Origin of the sequence: Photobacterium makurazakiensis (assembly GCF_050336715.1) — a bacterium.
GTDB classification, from domain to species: domain Bacteria; phylum Pseudomonadota; class Gammaproteobacteria; order Enterobacterales; family Vibrionaceae; genus Photobacterium; species Photobacterium makurazakiensis.
This window is the reverse complement of sequence record NZ_JAKJSJ010000064.1, coordinates 1-16,159: the sequence shown is the minus strand read 5'-3', so window position 1 is coordinate 16,159 and position 16,159 is coordinate 1. Positions and strand designations below refer to the sequence as shown.

At 45.4% G+C, this 16,159-nt stretch carries 15 protein-coding genes; 6 read left to right on the top strand and 9 right to left on the bottom strand.

The genetic code is table 11. The features are described 5' to 3' along the window. Nucleotides 1-56: 56 nt before the first annotated feature. Complete coding sequence (csdE, locus tag L4D09_RS23540) at nucleotides 57-482, bottom strand: cysteine desulfurase sulfur acceptor subunit CsdE (protein WP_428459977.1); 426 nt, start codon at nucleotides 480-482, stop codon at nucleotides 57-59. A gap of 8 nt (nucleotides 483-490) precedes the next feature. Continuing rightward, nucleotides 491-1,711 carry a cysteine desulfurase CsdA gene (gene csdA, locus L4D09_RS23535; RefSeq protein ID WP_428459976.1) on the bottom strand — a complete coding sequence of 407 codons (1,221 nt, stop codon included), beginning with the start codon at nucleotides 1,709-1,711 and terminating at the stop codon, nucleotides 491-493. Nucleotides 1,712-2,211: 500 nt separating this feature from the next. Between csdA and L4D09_RS23530 the strand changes: the two genes are divergently transcribed. The 4 genes from L4D09_RS23530 to rlmM are packed head-to-tail and all read left to right on the top strand — an operon-like array spanning nucleotide 2,212 to nucleotide 5,255. After that, entirely contained in the window at nucleotides 2,212-3,120 is a 909-nt protein-coding gene (locus L4D09_RS23530) for a transcriptional regulator GcvA (RefSeq protein ID WP_428459975.1), read from the top strand. After that, complete coding sequence (locus L4D09_RS23525; RefSeq protein WP_428459974.1) at nucleotides 3,113-3,790, top strand: alpha/beta family hydrolase; 678 nt, start codon at nucleotides 3,113-3,115, stop codon at nucleotides 3,788-3,790. The genes L4D09_RS23530 and L4D09_RS23525 overlap by 8 nt, the downstream gene beginning before the upstream one ends. Before the next feature lie 52 nt (nucleotides 3,791-3,842). Then, nucleotides 3,843-4,163 (top strand): DUF423 domain-containing protein, encoded by a 321-nt coding sequence (locus L4D09_RS23520; RefSeq protein WP_428459993.1) that lies wholly within the window; start codon nucleotides 3,843-3,845, stop codon nucleotides 4,161-4,163. 9 nt (nucleotides 4,164-4,172) lie between these two features. Next, nucleotides 4,173-5,255 (top strand): 23S rRNA (cytidine(2498)-2'-O)-methyltransferase RlmM, encoded by a 1,083-nt coding sequence (gene rlmM / locus L4D09_RS23515; RefSeq protein ID WP_428459973.1) that lies wholly within the window; start codon nucleotides 4,173-4,175, stop codon nucleotides 5,253-5,255. 81 nt (nucleotides 5,256-5,336) lie between these two features. On the opposite strand, the gene xni is transcribed toward rlmM, so the two are convergent. The 5 genes from xni to queF form a co-directional block, all read right to left on the bottom strand. Beyond that, nucleotides 5,337-6,113, bottom strand: a complete 777-nt coding sequence (gene xni, locus L4D09_RS23510) for a flap endonuclease Xni (RefSeq protein ID WP_428459972.1) — start codon at nucleotides 6,111-6,113, stop codon at nucleotides 5,337-5,339. A 103-nt stretch (nucleotides 6,114-6,216) separates the two neighbouring features. Further along, nucleotides 6,217-7,593 carry a nucleotide 5'-monophosphate nucleosidase PpnN gene (ppnN, locus tag L4D09_RS23505; RefSeq protein WP_428459971.1) on the bottom strand — a complete coding sequence of 459 codons (1,377 nt, stop codon included), beginning with the start codon at nucleotides 7,591-7,593 and terminating at the stop codon, nucleotides 6,217-6,219. Nucleotides 7,594-7,941: 348 nt separating this feature from the next. Then, nucleotides 7,942-9,504 carry a GGDEF domain-containing protein gene (locus L4D09_RS23500; RefSeq protein ID WP_428459970.1) on the bottom strand — a complete coding sequence of 521 codons (1,563 nt, stop codon included), beginning with the start codon at nucleotides 9,502-9,504 and terminating at the stop codon, nucleotides 7,942-7,944. Nucleotides 9,505-9,632: 128 nt separating this feature from the next. After that, nucleotides 9,633-11,912, bottom strand: coding sequence for a tetratricopeptide repeat protein (locus tag L4D09_RS23495; protein WP_428459969.1), 2,280 nt, complete (start codon nucleotides 11,910-11,912; stop codon nucleotides 9,633-9,635). Between the two features lie 103 nt (nucleotides 11,913-12,015). Then, nucleotides 12,016-12,861: an NADPH-dependent 7-cyano-7-deazaguanine reductase QueF gene (queF, locus tag L4D09_RS23490; RefSeq protein WP_428459968.1), complete on the bottom strand. Its 846-nt coding sequence runs from the start codon at nucleotides 12,859-12,861 to the stop codon at nucleotides 12,016-12,018. Nucleotides 12,862-12,924: 63 nt separating this feature from the next. Here queF and syd point away from each other — a divergent pair, with 63 nt between their 5' ends. Further along, nucleotides 12,925-13,491, top strand: a complete 567-nt coding sequence (gene syd / locus L4D09_RS23485; protein WP_428459967.1) for a SecY-interacting protein — start codon at nucleotides 12,925-12,927, stop codon at nucleotides 13,489-13,491. A gap of 3 nt (nucleotides 13,492-13,494) precedes the next feature. After that, on the top strand, nucleotides 13,495-14,268 hold the full coding sequence (locus tag L4D09_RS23480) for a Zn-ribbon-containing protein (RefSeq protein ID WP_428459966.1): 774 nt from the start codon (nucleotides 13,495-13,497) through the stop codon (nucleotides 14,266-14,268). 131 nt (nucleotides 14,269-14,399) lie between these two features. Here the strand turns inward: L4D09_RS23480 and L4D09_RS23475 are convergent, their stop codons facing one another. Together L4D09_RS23475 and L4D09_RS23470 are read right to left on the bottom strand one after the other, a co-directional pair. Next, complete coding sequence (locus L4D09_RS23475) at nucleotides 14,400-14,669, bottom strand: hypothetical protein (protein ID WP_428459965.1); 270 nt, start codon at nucleotides 14,667-14,669, stop codon at nucleotides 14,400-14,402. A gap of 45 nt (nucleotides 14,670-14,714) precedes the next feature. Continuing rightward, entirely contained in the window at nucleotides 14,715-14,945 is a 231-nt protein-coding gene (locus L4D09_RS23470; protein ID WP_428459964.1) for a DUF2789 domain-containing protein, read from the bottom strand. Between the last annotated feature and the right edge of the window lie 1,214 nt (nucleotides 14,946-16,159).

Sequence of the window (16,159 nt, the reverse complement as noted above, 5' to 3'; positions counted from 1 at the left end):
CCAATGGCTCTCGCTTTTTTATTGGGCGGTACCGTCGTTACAGCACTAAAACAAGGCTAGGCAGCCAGAGCTTTGATCTGCTCAACAATGGCTTTTAAGCCGTTGCCGCGTGAAGGGCTAAGGTGCGCCATTAGGCCAAGGCCATCAAAATAACCATCTATATCAAACTGGCTGATTTCTTTAGCTGTTTTTCCTTCATAAGCGGCGAGCACTAAAGTGATCAAGCCACGTACAATACGGGCGTCGGAGTCAGCCGCAAAATGGAAAGCCTCACCGTCTTGCTGGTGGGCAAGCCACACCTGACTTTCACAACCACTGACCTTTAGTTGCTCTTGTTTGAATGTCTCAGGCAGTGCTGGCAGCTTTTTCCCTAATTGGATCACGGTACGGTAGCGATCTTCCCAGCCTTTGGCGGCTGCCATTTGAGCAAGGATAGTCTCGGTGGTGATTTCTGTACCAAAAGGGTGAGCAGGTAACGTCATTAGGTCTCCTAGAGCAGGCTACAAGCTTTATGAAGCGCTGCGATAAAGCGTTCAACATCTTGCTTGGTATTATACATGGCCAGTGACACACGTAATGTACCACTGACATTTAATGCGTCCATCATCGGGTGAGCACAATGGTGACCAGCACGTAATGCAATACCTTGCTGATCAAGCAGAGTGGCAATATCTTGGTGGTGTACACCGTCAACAACAAAAGAAAACAGGCTAGCATGGGGCTGTAAGCCGATGATACGCAGATCTTCAATGTCACGGATCCCATCTATCGCTTGAGCGCGCAATGCTAAAATGTGTTGCTCAGAAGCCGCACGGTCCAATGACTGTAGCCAATCTATTGCACAAGCAAAAGCCAAACTGCCTGCGACATTGGGTGTACCCGCTTCAAATTTGCCGGGTAACTCAGAGAAAGTTGTGCCTTCAAAGCTGACTTTTTCGACCATCTTACCGCCGCCGTGCCATGGTGGCATGGCCTCAAGCAGTTGCTGTTTGCCGTAAAGGACACCAATGCCAGCAGGAGCAAAAATTTTGTGTCCTGAGAAAACATAGAAATCGGCACCAAGCGCCTGAACATCAACGTGTTCATGCGCGACCGCTTGTGCTCCATCAATGACGGTTACAGCACCAACCTTGTGCGCTGCTTGGATCATCTCTTCAACCGGGTTACGAGTACCGGTGACATTCGTGATATGGGCTACCGCAATAATTTTGGTTTGTGGGGTCAGGCGTTCATGAAACGCGGCCATATCAAGGGTGCAATCTTGCTGCATTGGAATCTTTATGACTTTGGCGCCTGTTTGCTCCGCAACGATTTGCCAAGGCACGATATTCGCGTGGTGTTCTAGTTCACTGACGAGGATCTCATCCCCTGCTTTAAGGTTATTACGGGCATATGTCTGTGCTATTAGGTTGAGTGCTTCAGTTGCACCGCGTGTCCAAATGATTTCTTTGCTGCTGGCAGCATTAATGAAACGTTGAACGGTTGAGCGTGCTTGTTCAAATTGCGCCGTCGCTGTTGCCGTTAAAGTATGGCTACCGCGGTGAACATTTGCATTGTGACCACTGTAATATTGTTGGATAGCCTTGATAACCACATCGGGCTTTTGCGTAGTCGCGGCGCTGTCGAGGTAAACCAGCGGCTGTCCGTTACAGTCTTGAGCGAGAGCCGGAAACTGTTGTCGTAGGGAGGAGATATCAAATTGGGCTGTCATGGTGAGTCACATTGCAAATAGACAAGGTGGGAGATCATGCGGTGAAATTCCCCCAAGGGCAAGCTTTTCTCCCGATATGCTTTCATTCTATACCAAGTGACTTACAGGTGGATGTTTAGGGTGAAAATAGCCAGCTTTGTTGTGTTGAAGGTGTGTTGAAGATAATAGATAAGACTACTGTTAATAGTATTGAGGCTCGGTGATAAGCTGCCTTTTTAGTTAGGCAAAAAAAAAAAGCACTGCGCCAAAGCGCAGTGCTAACTAAAAATTTGACAGACAGGTCAAAATACAGGAAGTAAAAAATTGGTAGAAAAACTACCTATCCGGCACAACCCGGACAATATGCAAACACAACATCGTAACGATGAGCTAGGTGAAAATGCCAGAGGGCGAATGCCAACCTCCCTCAACGTTACGGGGCAAATCATATGGTTTATGTAGCACTTGAACAATGGACAATTTATAATGTTTCCCATAAAAAAAACTAATGCAGGAAAAGTATGTCAAGACGTCTACCTCCACTTAACTCGCTAAAAGTATTTGAAGCTGCCGCGAGGCACTTGAGTTTTACTCGTGCTGCGGAAGAGTTATTTGTCACACAAGCTGCTGTGAGCCACCAAATTAAAGCGTTAGAGGAATTTTTAGGGCTTAAATTATTCCGTCGTCGCAACCGTTCTTTGCTGCTAACTGAAGAGGGGCAAAGTTACTTTCTCGATATAAAAGACATCTTTTCTGCAATATCAGATGCCACAGATAAAGTCTTGGAACGGGGGGCTAAAGGTGCTTTAACCATTAGTTTACCTCCTAGTTTTGCCATCCAATGGCTCGTGCCTCGGTTAAGTGATTTTAATGAACAGCATCCTGATATTGACGTTAGGATCAAAGCGGTGGATTTGGATGAGGGTTCATTGACTGAGGACGTGGATGTTGCGATTTATTATGGCCGGGGCAATTGGCCGGGGTTACGTGCTGATAAGCTTTATCAGGAGTTCTTACTGCCAGTGTGTTCGCCAATGCTACTGAGTGGGCCAAAGCCATTACGTTCTCTCGATGACTTAAAGCTACATACCTTGCTGCATGATACATCGCGGAAAGAGTGGAAAAACTACGTGCGTCATCATGAGATAGAAGGCACAAACGTCAATCAAGGGCCGATTTTTAGTCACTCAACCATGGTCCTACAGGCCGCGGTTCATGGGCAGGGTATTGCGCTGGGCAACAATGTGTTAGCTCAACCTGAGCTTGAAGCCGGGCGTTTAGTCTGTCCATTTGATGAAGTATTAATGAGCAAAAACGCCTTTTTCCTTGTTTGTCAGGAAAAGCAGGCAGAAGCTGGCCGTATCCAAGCTTTCCGTGATTGGGTATTAGCTAAAGCGGCGCGTGAGCAAGAGGATATGCCAGATGTCTGATTTTCCAGAGTATTTAATTGATGGCCCCTGCGGCGATGAGGCTATAGCTACTTTTTTGTTTGCTCATGGTGCGGGAGCAGGGATGGATCATGCTTTCATGACGACGGTCGCGCAAGGGCTTGCGCAAGAGGGGATTCGAGTTATTCGATTTGATTTTCCTTATATGATCAAGCGTCGGGAAGATGGTAAAAAACGTCCACCGGATAGACAACCTAAATTGCTATTGGATTTCCAGCGCCATATTCAGGCTTTTGCCCACGAGAAACTGGTCATTGGTGGGAAGTCGATGGGCGGACGTATGGCGAGCGTGATGGTGACAGATTTCGCGAGTGAATTTCCTGAGGTTGAAAACTGTGCCTCGGTGGTACGCGGTGTTGCATGTCTTGGTTTTCCATTTCATCCGCCAGGTAAGCCGGAAAATTTTCGAGGCGAGCACTTGAAGACAATGCCTGTGCCAACCCTGATTTTGCAAGGCGAACGTGATACGTTCGGGACCCGAGCAGAAGTTGAAGCGTGGCAATATGCCGATAGTGTCACGACGGCTTTTTTACCTGATGGCGATCATGGCTTCAAGCCACGTAAGGCATCGGGACATACCGAGGCTGGTAATATTCAATCAGCGATTCAACAGCTTGCTGCGTTTATCAAGGAGTGTGCCGGTGCACAATAATGGATCACGAGGGTTGTTAGTTTTTGCCGCATTGAGTGGTGCTGTGACGGTTATGCTCGGTGCTTTTGCAGCGCATGGGCTAAAATCGCAATTGCCACCTTACTTACTCGAGGTTTTTCAAACTGGCGTGCAATATCAGGCGTGGCATAGTTTGGCGATTTTCGGGTGCGCAATATTGGCACGCATTCTGCCGTCAAAAGCTGTATTATACGCAGCCCTGTTATTTGTGGCGGGTATTGTGCTCTTTAGTGGTAGCCTTTACGCGTTAGCCTTAACAGGCATTAAGTGGTTTGGCCCCATCACTCCGATGGGAGGCGTCTGTTTTATTATTGGCTGGGTAGTGCTTGCAGTGGCTGCCTGGCGTTCAGCTTGAGGGTTCAAAGTGAATCACGTTATATTGTACTGTCGTCCAGGCTTTGAAAAAGAATGTGCCGGTGAAGTTCAAGACAAAGCAAATAAACTGGAGTTGTATGGGTTCCCTCGGGTGAAAAGCAATACCGGTTATGTGGTATTCGAATTTTATCAGCAGGGCGATGCAGAGAAATTCATTAAACTACAGCCATTTTCTTCGTTAATCTTTGCGCGTCAGATGTTTGCGGCATCCGCACTTCTGACGGATTTACCACAAGACGATCGAATTTCACCGATCCTTGAGGTCGTTAAAGACTTTCCGCGTTGTGGCGAATTACGTATCGAGACCCCAGATACCAATGATGCGAAGGAATTGTTGAAGTTCTGCCGTAAATTTACGGTGCCGCTTCGCCAAGCAATGCGCAAAAAAGACATTTTGTATGCAAAAGATAATAGCTGGAAGCCAGTGCTTCACATTTGCTTTATCGCTCCAGGCTGCTGTTATGTCGGTTACTCATTGTCGAACAATAACTCCCAGTTCTTCATGGGTATCCCACGCTTGAAGTTCCCATCGGATGCACCAAGTCGCTCAACGCTGAAACTAGAAGAAGCGTTCCACGTCTTTATTCCACGTGAAGAGTGGGATGAACGCCTTGCTTCGGGTATGTGGGGTGTTGATTTAGGTGCGTGTCCTGGCGGCTGGACCTATCAACTGGTGAAACGTTCGATGTTTGTGCATTCGATTGATAACGGTCAGATGGCACAGAGTCTGATGGATACTGGTCAGGTGAAGCACCATGAAGTTGATGGCTTTAAATTTGAGCCAGCACGTAAGAATGTGACATGGATTGTGTGTGACATGATTGAAAAACCAGCTCGCGTAGCGCACTTGATGGGCGACTGGATGATCAAAGCGTGGGCAAAAGAGGCGATATTCAATCTTAAGCTGCCAATGAAAGGTCGTTATGATGAAGTACTGCAGGATATTGAAAACCTGAAAGAGTACATGACGAAGAATGGCGTGAAGTTCAAGCTTCAGGCTAAGCATCTGTATCATGACCGTGAAGAAATCACGGTACATATTCAGCGCTTGGATAACCGTTCTCCGCACTAATCGAAGTGTGTAGTGAATAGTGAAACGCCATCGAATGATGGCGTTTTTTGTTTTGGCTATTACCTAAATTGAGTTATCTAATTAATCAGCGCTTTGGTAACGAATATCTTGTAAATTAAAGCCGAGCTGTAAGTCGGTTTTTAACGAAGCAACCTGCTTACTGGCGATAGCCAAATCTTTATTTTCTGACACCTTCTTTTGCCACTTTTTAGGCAAGTCATCGGCATCAAGAATCGCTTCAAGGTTAGGGTAGGTCGACAACAGCTCAACGGCAGCTTTTGGGCCAATGCCCGGAATGCCCGGAATTTTACTTGAGCTTATTCCAGCTAATCCCCAGTAATCGGCGAGCTGTTCGGGTTTTACACCAAACTCTTTTTCGATAAACGGGCTATCTAGCCAGCGTTGCTGGAAGTAGTCGCGGATCATCAAGGTAGGTTGTAATAGCTGGCAATAGCCTTTATCGGTGGAAATAATCGTTGCTTGCTGGCCATGAGAGGCAACCTTAAGCGCAAGTGTTGCGACTAAATCATCGGCTTCATCACCATCAGATAAAAGCGAGTCGATCCCCATTTCCATGAAGGCATCTTGAATTTTATCCATACCGGCAAGCAATTCTTCAGGCATGGGTTTACGCCCTTCTTTATAGTGAGGTAATAGCTCTGCTCGCCACCCCCTATCGTCACCATGATGGTCGAATACCGCGACGATGTGTGTCGGCTGACTGCTTTTAATGATTTTCCCTAACGCTTGGCAGCAGACTCTAGCTGTATTTTGTACATCGGGCTCTCCTTGTGGGGCTGCGTGTACTCGGCGAATGAGATTTAGGGCATCAATAATAACGAGATGGATAGACGACATGGCGTAAACCGCTTTGCTGTAAGAATAAAAAGGGCCAAAGGCCCTTTATTCTACGCGTAGTTATGCCGAAGTGTAACCACTGGTATCGATATTCCCTGTAATGCTATTTAGCAATAGGGCTCGCGGCAGTGACAATTTCGTAGCAGGGTTCGTATTTCGATCCGGGAAGCTTCATTCTTTGTTGTTCAACAAATTGTTTTAGCAGCTTATCCATACGTTTCATCAGTACGGCATCGCCATTGATTTTGAACCGACCTTTGCGCTCGATTTCTCGGATGCCTTCTTCTTTGACATTACCAGCAACAATCCCCGAAAAGGCGCGGCGAAGGTGGGCGGCAAGGTGCTCTGGACGTTGATTCATATGCAAATCAAGGCTAGCCATTGATTCATGGGTTGGCTCGAAGGGGAGCTGGAATTCCGGTGGAATTTTTAACGACCAGTTATAGCTGTAAGCATCACCCGTTGCGAGGCGATATTCCTTGATGAGCGGCATGGCTGATTTCATGACTCGAGCCACACTGGCTGGATCGTCAATGATAATCTTATAGTGCTTGGTGGCAGCTTCACCCAGGGTATCTCGGACAAAGCTGTCTAAGGTACGGAAATAGTCCTCACTCTCTTTCGGGCCGGTTAACACCAGCGGGAGTGGTTGGGCGGCATTTTCCGGGTCCATCAAAATCCCCAAAATATACAGTAGCTCTTCAGCAGTACCTGCTCCGCCAGGGAAGATAACAATACCGTGACCGATGCGCACAAAGGCTTCTAGGCGCTTTTCAATATCAGGCATGATCACCAGTTCGTTAACAATAGGGTTAGGTGGCTCAGCGGCGATGATCGATGGTTCCGTCAGGCCGACAAAACGACTGCTCGGGTAACGTTGCTTAGCATGGCCGATGGCAGCGCCTTTCATTGGCCCTTCCATCGCACCAGGGCCACAGCCTGTGCAGATATTGAGTTCACGTAGGCCTAACTCATGACCAACCTCGCGGGTGTACTGATATTCGATGGGGTTGATTGAATGGCCTCCCCAGCATACGACAAGGTTTGGGTCCTCGCCCGAGCGAACGGTTTTTGAATTGCGCAGTACGCTAAAGACGAAATTGGTAATGTGAGGTGCACTGGTGAGATTGATGTCTTTACGTTGTTCGACATGCATGTTGACGTACACGATATCACGCAGTACCGAGAACATATGTTCTTGAATACCACGAATAATCCGTCCATCCACAAAGGCATGCTCGGGCGGATTCATGAGCTCTAATTTAATGCCACGCTCTCTACGCATGACGTTCACATCAAAGCTTTTATTTTTCTCCAGTAGCTCTTTGGAGTTATCGCTATGGCTACCTGAATTAAGTACCGCGAGTGAGCAGTTGCGGTATAGGCGATAAATATCACTGGAGGCTGTTGCTTTAAGCAAGTCAACCTCGTGCTGAGAGAGTAGGTCCATTGTACCTACTGGGCTGATATGTGTGATCATGGTTACCTCCCTGGTCATGATAAGGCGGCGGTAGTCACGAGTTTATTCATTGTAGATAGAAAGGGTGAATACTGCCGAAAGAAAGCAGAAGGTATATTCTGTTCCTTCTTGCTGGTTTAAATCGATAATAGCTGCGTTAGAAATTCATAATTAGCATCACTAACTACCGTAATTCCTGTCTTGTGCTTACCGATTTATCCTATGCAATTTATGATCATTTACTTATCCAGTTTGGTGTTAATCCAAAGTACTGGATGAGGGGCCTCATTAAGTAACTGATATAATTACACCATACACAGGGATCTCGTTTTTTGCCAGAAATCGAGCTGGATTACGCGGGATAGGTGATTAGGAAATCCATAATAAACGGTTATTCCCAGTACTGCGGGCCGTGTTTAAGGTTTTCGTGGTACGCTCGATGATATCGGAAGGGGTATCGTTGCCTTCAAATAAAGTGGCTCCGATCGAGGCGCTGATCGAGACATTTTGCTCTTTAAAGCGAAAAGGCAGCTTCGTGATGGAATCTTGCACTTTTTTTAGTCGTTTAATCCGCTCTTGTTCATTAACATCCGGTAAGATAACCACAAATTCATCGTCAGAAAAACGGGCGATAAAATCGGTATCTTCAAGTTGCTGGCGAATAGTCTTAGCGATGATCCTGAGTATCTTATCACCCGCTAAGTAGCCGAAGCGTTCATTGATGCCAGAGAAATCATCAATATCAATCATAACGACACAGACAGAGTGCTGGTAGCGCAGCCAGCGACGATACTCATGCTCAAGGCGATCATTGAGCGCAGCACGATTATAAACCCTTGTGAGGTTATCTAAGAACATCCTGCATTCTTGATCGTTAAGACGTTGACGGTAATCTTGCGTTTGTTCGAACAGGGTGTGGAGCTTACCTTCATTGTAATGCAGCTGTTCTAGCAGTGTTTTTTCCCGCTTTTCTAATGCTCTGTTCCGCTCTGCTAGTACTAATAATTCTTTGGTAAGGTTTGTGAGCTCTGGGCGCCAGTTCTCGAGGTTATTATTGTTCTTTAAGCCACCCCGAATGGAAGTTGCAATCCCAGCTAGCTCATTGGTCATGTCGCAACGGTGTTCGTATATGGCACTACTTTGCCCAGTGCTTTGGCTGGTGGTTTTTTGCAGCGTCGCGAGATCGCTGTTGACACCATCAAGGAAGCGTTGCGATGAACGACGTTCTTGGTGAGTACCATCCATAACTAAGCGAAGTACTTCCAACGCCAGCTCAATAAGGGTTGATGGTGTAACACCGATCAGCAAGCGGTTACGTACTGCGAGTAATTTATCGCCAGCTTCACCATCAAAATCGAGCTCTGTGATCAAGTGCTGTAGTTCACCTGTCAATTGCAGCTGGAGATCATTATCGACACTGCTTGAGTGGTGATTTAACTCGTGGGTTGGTGAGGCAATCAACTTAAGGGAGCGCTCATACAACGCCATGAGTTTTATGGCTTGTTGATGGGTTGTAGCTAACGTGCTTGTGGGTTGAGTGAGGAGATTATGTAAATCACGCTTCAGTTGCGGTGGCAGCCCCTGAAGGCGTCGTAGTACTTCACCACTTTGTTGGATTTGCTGGTTAAGGTGTTGGTTTTCTGTTTGTGCGAAATCAGCGAGGCGTGTGACGAGACGTTCAACCACAGCAAGTCGAGGGATGAGTTTGCTGATATCTTTATGCTGCTCTAAATCGTTTCGCAGCGCTGACAGTTTATCATCCAGTTCACCATCAAGCCCACGACAAGCAATCGATAGGCGGCTGATCAGACGTTTCAGGATCACTATCTCACGACGCGACTTCAGTGAAGCATCACGATAAGAAAGTTGAGCTTGATCTAATCGCAACTTCACTTTACTCAATTCGGAAGCTACGGCAGTTATGTCTGTCACGTCGGTGAAAAGTTACCTTAATTTTTCGGTGCTGGTGTACGTTAATTTTGATAATAGGGAATTTATGCTAGCAGAATCAGTAGCATCATTTATTGTTATCGGCACTGGGTGATGATAATTGAATCACTTCAACTGATATTTTTATCAGAATCGTGATCGCTATTCCAAGCTATCTCTGCTGATGTTGAACTTTGTACTTTAACTAACCCATTGCTAATACCCTGAATACAGGCCCTACGGATATTATCGCTGGCGAAACTTGCCGCTGGTGCCGCGTCAATCGCACTGAGGTGAACCCATTGACTCCCTGCTTCCTGCTTGCTGATCTCTCGAGCAGCATTGGTTGCCATTAGTAAAATATCCAGTAATTCATGATCGTTAATCGCGGTGTATGCCCTTGGCAGAAATGGGTATTCAGCCATACCGATACGTACCCGGTTATCAATATATTTGTGCTCTACAAAGCTGTCGATAAGCTGCTGTAGTGAACTTGCCAGTTGCTCGGGCGCGGTATCTAAGCGTGAATTTGGTTCTATATATAAGAACATTGCATCTGAAAAGTGGTATAGGCGTGCTGGACCACAGACTTGATTTTTGAGGTACTCGCCAAACTGACGTTCAATATCAAGCCCTTGCTGATAGCCGTGTTTTAAATAGATATGTTTAAGAAAAGGCACTTCAAATAAAGCAAAGCGAAGTCTATCGCTCAATGGCTCATTGATTATTTCACCTAAGTGCCATTGCTCAAAGTGTGCACTGCTCTGTTGTAATGAATTAGGGAGTTTGGCTGTCAGCATTCTCAAGTTACGCAACCCACTGCGAGGGTGGGTATAGAACTCTGAACGTAAACGAAGCAGTCGGTCTTGAAGCCGATTGGCGACTTTGTGGCGGCGCAGTAAAGCTATAAGAGTGATAAGCAAAAAACTGATTAAGAAGATCGTGACATTTTTCTGTTTATAGAGCGCTTTTTCATTTTCAAATTGTTGGCGCTCCAGCTCTTCTAATTGAAGCGAACGCTCAAGCATACGTTGTTGCTGCTTGAAGACTTCAACATTACTTTTTACCTGTGCTTGTTGTTGGGTACTAAACAGTTGTTCGTAACGGCGTTGGCTCAGTAAGGCATTATAGTAATCTGTTTGTTGTTCAAAGGCTTTTGATAGCTCCATTTCGCCTTGAAGTTGCAGCTTAAGGTTACCTGTACGGCTTGCCGCAATTAAACCGGCTTGCAGGGTGGTAATAGCCAGCTCTGTTTGCCCTTCAACGCGTTCGAGTTGTCCTGCTAACATTTGGGCTTCTGTCTGAATATCTTCATTGGCAGTTTGGCTTGCTAATAAACGTGCTTGCTGCAGGTACTGCTCAGCTTTAGGGTAGTTATAGAGCTGAAGGTAAACACGTGCGATATTTAATCGTAACCGTGCTGAGCGAATATCGTGACGCAGTTGGTTCTCTTGGTCGAGAGCATTGAAGTAATGCACAAGCGCTAAATTGAATCGGCCCTGCTGTTCGTAAATTGATGCGATGAGCTCCAGTGCTTTAGCTAAAGGTTGAGCACGGTTGTAATGTTCAAAGAACTCACCGGCTTGGGTTGCATGTTCAAGCGCTTTGTCAAAAACCTTGCGCTCTTCAAATAACATGGCCAACTTGAAGTTTGCAATTGCAGTTTGCGCTTGGTTTTCTTGCTCAACGGCGAGCCAATACCCACTAAGCAGACGGTCTAATGCAAGATCAAAGTGGTCATGTGATAAATAATGCTGACCGATGGCTAGCTGATAATTGATGAGTTCATTGTTATCATCTAATGTCACTAACAGGCGCTTGGCTTTAACAAAAAGCTTCTCAGAATCACTTTCATTATTCAGGCTAGACTCAATCTTTGCGCGTTGCATGAGTGAACGATATTGCAGACGTTTGATTTGATTGCTGAGCTTGAGAGCTTTTGAATTCTCGATATCTTTATCAACCTGATTTAACATTGTGAGCGCACGAACATTATTGTTTAGGTTGTCCCAATAGATCTCTGCATGGATCAGGCGGCTTTCGAGATAGGTAAATGAAAGGTCATTTTCAAGAGCCAACTTTTCGGCGTTTTCTATGCTGGCTAAGGCTTCATCTGGTTGGTTCAATAATGAATAGGCTTTTGCATTGATTTGTAAAGCATTAACGGTACTTAATGGGGTGCGGATAGTGTGATCTGCATCTTCATTTATGTGTACCCTGGCACCGTCTTTGGGGGTGCTTAAGTTCCGTTGAGAAAGATAGCGTTGGGTTATTTTGAGTGATTGAGTTGGGCTTGTTAACAGAAGTTCGTTGGCTTCTGCCAAAATTGGAGTGGTGTAAATTTTGGCTTGGACGCTAAAAGAAGCAACAAGGATAAATAGCAAGCTGAACAGCCAACGGCTAAAAGACATACATTCTAAAACCCAATAAAACAGTATTACCAATATTAATGGGTTAGCAAATCAAGTCCAGCAAAGTATTCTCTTTTGCTGGACTTACCTGCCTAATTTAACGTTATTGACGGGCTAAACGGAAGTTATCGCTTGGTGTTTTACCCATATTGGTACGGTAAGGGTTAATATCGAGGCCACCACGACGTGTATAGCGAGCATAAACAGTCAGAAGCTCTGGCTTACAGTACTGCATAATATCGGTAAAAATACGCTCCACACACTGTTCATGGAACTCGTTATGATTACGGAAAGAGACTAAGTACCGTAGTAGTTTTTCACGGTCAATCTGCTTGCCTGTGTAAGAAATACGTACGCTTCCCCAGTCAGGCTGGTTGGTGATCAGGCAGTTCGATTTCAGCAGGTGGCTGTGTAGGATCTCGGTAACCGTCTCTTCTGAGGCTGCCCCTTCAAGGTACGAGGCATCAAACTCATAGTCAGTGATTTCGATATCTTGATCGTCAATACACTCACCGAAGAAGTTAGCGATCGGCTGATCATCGAAGTCAGACAGAGGTTGAATAGTGACATCAACATCTTCACCTGCGCATTGGGTTAAGTCTTTTTGCAGAATATCTGCAATTTCTTGCCAGCTTGCAAACTTGGTTTGGTTGAAGCTGTTTAGATATAGCTTGAAAGACTTCGACTCAATTAAGTTAGGGCTCGTTGCTGGTAGGCGAACTTCACCAATGGCAACTTGCGGTAAGCCTTTGCTGTTTAACCAGGAAAGCTCATAGAGTGTCCAGATGTCATAGCCAGTAAATGGCAATGTGTCGCCAAGTGCTAGCTCGTCTCTATTCAGGCTGCGAGGCACTGACTGAAGGAGAGAGGCATCGTATTGATCTTTGTATTCCGTACCCTGACCTAAGGTCAAACCGGCTAATTCTTTCGCGTCTTGATATTTGCTCATACTGTCTTGGACACTCTTGGATTAGAATAGGCAAAGTTTACTTAATCTTTTGTGAGGTTGCGAATGAATCATCCAGTTGCAATGGCTTTATCTGAATTTTCTTCCCTTTTTTTGCAAGCATGGTGCGATGAAGGTCAAGGTTTTCCACGTAGTGACGATTTAGTTGGCTTAGTTTCGCCCTGTGTAAAAGCCGATGATGGCTATGAAGTAACCTGGAGCCCTGTTTCAAGAAATCCGATGGGGGATTTAGCTGGGGTCGAAAAAGGCATCGAGTTGCGTCTTCATGAAGATATTATTGCTTTCTATGGTGCACAATTTAGTGGTGATATGAGCGCAGTCTTTGAAGAATCTGGCCGTGCCCTTGAGTTTGATCTGCTTCAGTCTTTCAGTGATGACGATATGCAGCGTTTACAAGAAAATATTTTAGGTCACTTAGTGACTCAGCGCCGTTTGAAACTAAAACCCACGGTATTTATTGGCGTAATGGCATCGGAAAGCCAAGTCATATCTGTCTGTAACTTAACGGGGCAGGTTATACTTGAAACACTAGGCAAAGATACTCGCGAGCTTTTGGCGAGTGATCTAACCACCTTTTTGCAAGCGCTGAAACCAGTAGTAAAGGCAAGCTGATCTATGTATATCACTGAACTTGATTTTGAGGTTTATTGCGATACTTCGCTTGGCGCTGTCGAAAAGGCTATTAACTACTGTTTGGATTGCTTACGTTACAACGGGCAAGTTATCGGCCGTGAATTGCCTATCGCGATGGACGGTGGGAATTTTGTGGCGAGAGTTGTTTGCCCAGAGGCGAATAGTCTTCATCCTGATTTTCATAGCCCACAAGTTAAGCATTCATTTGATCAACTTAGCCAATCGGGCCTATTACGACCAAAAGTAAAAGTTATCGGTCAGGATATGAATTCTGATCCGAGTGATGCCTGTAAAACGCCGAGTTGGCAAATTTTATATACAAGCCATTTGCATACTTGTTCGCCAATTCGTTGTGGCGATCATTTTGAGCCTGTACCACTGTATCGTTTGCCACCAGTGGCTGATGGCGATCAGAAGCCATTGATCAAATGGCAAGAGGACTGGAGTGCTTGTGACCAACTGCAAATGAACCAGTCTGTTGTTGAGCACCCGACTTTACTTGAAATCAGTTCGAGTAAAAGCCTGCTGTTTCGTCGAGGGTGGGATCTCTGCCGTCAAGTCGCGGCAGTAAGTGGGGTGCCTACTTACTTGTATATCTACCGAGTGGGTGGTGAAAGCAAAGAGTCTGAACAAGCCCGTGTTTGCCCAGTATGTGGCGGGGACTGGGCTTTGAAAGCGCCATTACACGAGGTCTTTGATTTTAAATGCGATGAATGCCTTCTGGTGAGTAATCTATCGTGGGACTTTAAAGATTAATCACTCCCTGAAGGCAGTGGTGCTTTTCGACAATATTAATGATTAAGCCATTATAAATACGAGCGATAATGGCTTATATCGTCAATGATTTTGAGTGAGCTGTTGCTCTATGTTGCACTCACTCAGCATTACTATTTTTCAAGCTGTACAAGTCTCGCGGTCAGTTCATTAACTTGCTTTTCAAGTGTCGTAATTCTTTCCTCTAGTGTTTCTTTTGGCTCACACTTTTCAATCTTGGGCACTTTCGCATTTTTTTTCCATGCTTGCAGCGCTTTGATGATTAGAGGCATCGGAAGGGGGTCGATTAAGCGTGCTTTAATTAATGCGACAGAAGGCTCTTTGCCTTCTTGGGTAAGTGAGCTGATTGCCTGTTCTAGGGCTTGGGTTATTTCTGACGACATCGAACGTCCTTCATCGGTGCAACATGATGGCTTATTGTCGCTGACTTATTTACGAAGTAAAGCGTCAAGTTGGTCGATAACCTCACACCAATCTGCATCTTGCTCTTGAGACTCTTTTAGAAAGCGTTTTTGAGAGGGGTGCCAAAAACTGGCGTCAGAGAGTTGCTCATTCTGGCTAAGGTGATGTTCAGCAAGAAAACTTTCAATAAACTCCTTGGAATTATTGAGTCCGAGTTGGCTAAATAAACTGGTTAAGTTGTGGTTAAAAGTTTCCATTATTCACTCCATTGTCAAAGAGAACTGACCTAAGTATAGAGTCTATTTATATTCCTAACGCGAGGGTAAAGCTTTAGTGATCCGGCGATCTCTTGTTACTGTGTGCGAGATCTCTTACAACAGCGTGGGATAAATCAGGCTCGACGATCAGATATAATCATTCGTCAAGGTATAAGTTATTGATTTTATGGTGATTGATATGTTCTTGGTTGAATGGCTATTCTATTGCAGTGGATTAAAGTTGTTTTGAGTGGGTTCATTCTTTTCGTTAAAAGCGTAATCTTATTGGTGTCGGAAGGAACTGACGGAACGGAACAGGAAAAAGCCACGGAGTGGTAGTCTTAGGATGAGACCGGTGTACTAGGATGGTATATCGAACATGGACTGTGAAGGGATAGCCTAGGATAGGCAAAACAGTAAGCAGGATGTTTACTGGTCAGGATGACAAAAGGACCACTTCAGGACGAAGTTAGGGACACCTCCAGGACGGATGATGAGAATCAGGACAGGATGTGCTGATGGGTCAGGAAGGCCAAAGGACAACTTCAGGATGAAGTCAAAAGGACAATGCTGACGGATTACAGCAGTCAAAGGAATGATGCAGGGAGCACCATAGTAGCGGGATTGCTGCAAGTAAGACCTAAGGGCGCAACGCAAGTTGCGCCCGCTCTTTTTTCGGCCTCGCTTGTTTCTGCTCCAACTATCCAGTTCATACCCTATATTCCAAACACGCTATTCCAGAACCACTCAAACTTACCCACCAGTTATACCTTGTTGTATTTGAATTTTTATTTCTACCTTACCTGCTTACCTGCTTACCTGCTTACCTGCTTACCTGCTTACCTGCTTACCTGCTTACTCGCTTACCGCATAGTTTCAGCTTTAATCGCTCTTGCTTGTGAGAGATCTCTTACAACAGCGTGGGATAAATTAGGCTCTACGATCAGATAAAACCACCAATTTCTATCTAAGTTGTTGATTTTTATTTCCTTGTTGTAATGTTAATTAAGTGGCTATTTTATTACAGCGGATAAAGTTGCTTTGAGTGGGTTCATTCTTTTCGTTAAAAGCGTAATCTTATTGGTGTCGGAAGGAACTGACGGAACGGAACAGGAAAAAGCCACGGAGTGGTAGTCTTAGGATGAGACCGGTGTACTAGGATGGTATATCGAACATGGACTGTGAAGGGATAGCCTAGGATAGGCAAAACAGTA

Excerpts from the sequence above, each read along its gene's own strand:
- ppnN (WP_428459971.1), bottom strand. The coding sequence starts at position 7,593 with ATGATCACACATATCAGCCCAGTAGGTACAATGGACCTACTCTCTCAG.
- csdA (WP_428459976.1), bottom strand. The coding sequence starts at position 1,711 with ATGACAGCCCAATTTGATATCTCCTCCCTACGACAACAGTTTCCGGCT.
- syd (WP_428459967.1), top strand. The coding sequence starts at position 12,925 with ATGAATCATCCAGTTGCAATGGCTTTATCTGAATTTTCTTCCCTTTTT.
- L4D09_RS23480 (WP_428459966.1), top strand. The coding sequence starts at position 13,495 with ATGTATATCACTGAACTTGATTTTGAGGTTTATTGCGATACTTCGCTT.
- L4D09_RS23530 (WP_428459975.1), top strand. The coding sequence starts at position 2,212 with ATGTCAAGACGTCTACCTCCACTTAACTCGCTAAAAGTATTTGAAGCT.
- L4D09_RS23520 (WP_428459993.1), top strand. The coding sequence starts at position 3,843 with ATGCTCGGTGCTTTTGCAGCGCATGGGCTAAAATCGCAATTGCCACCT.
- L4D09_RS23475 (WP_428459965.1), bottom strand. The coding sequence starts at position 14,669 with ATGTCGTCAGAAATAACCCAAGCCCTAGAACAGGCAATCAGCTCACTT.
- csdE (WP_428459977.1), bottom strand. The coding sequence starts at position 482 with ATGACGTTACCTGCTCACCCTTTTGGTACAGAAATCACCACCGAGACT.
- xni (WP_428459972.1), bottom strand. The coding sequence starts at position 6,113 with ATGTCGTCTATCCATCTCGTTATTATTGATGCCCTAAATCTCATTCGC.
- L4D09_RS23525 (WP_428459974.1), top strand. The coding sequence starts at position 3,113 with ATGTCTGATTTTCCAGAGTATTTAATTGATGGCCCCTGCGGCGATGAG.
- queF (WP_428459968.1), bottom strand. The coding sequence starts at position 12,861 with ATGAGCAAATATCAAGACGCGAAAGAATTAGCCGGTTTGACCTTAGGT.
- L4D09_RS23495 (WP_428459969.1), bottom strand. The coding sequence starts at position 11,912 with ATGTCTTTTAGCCGTTGGCTGTTCAGCTTGCTATTTATCCTTGTTGCT.
- L4D09_RS23470 (WP_428459964.1), bottom strand. The coding sequence starts at position 14,945 with ATGGAAACTTTTAACCACAACTTAACCAGTTTATTTAGCCAACTCGGA.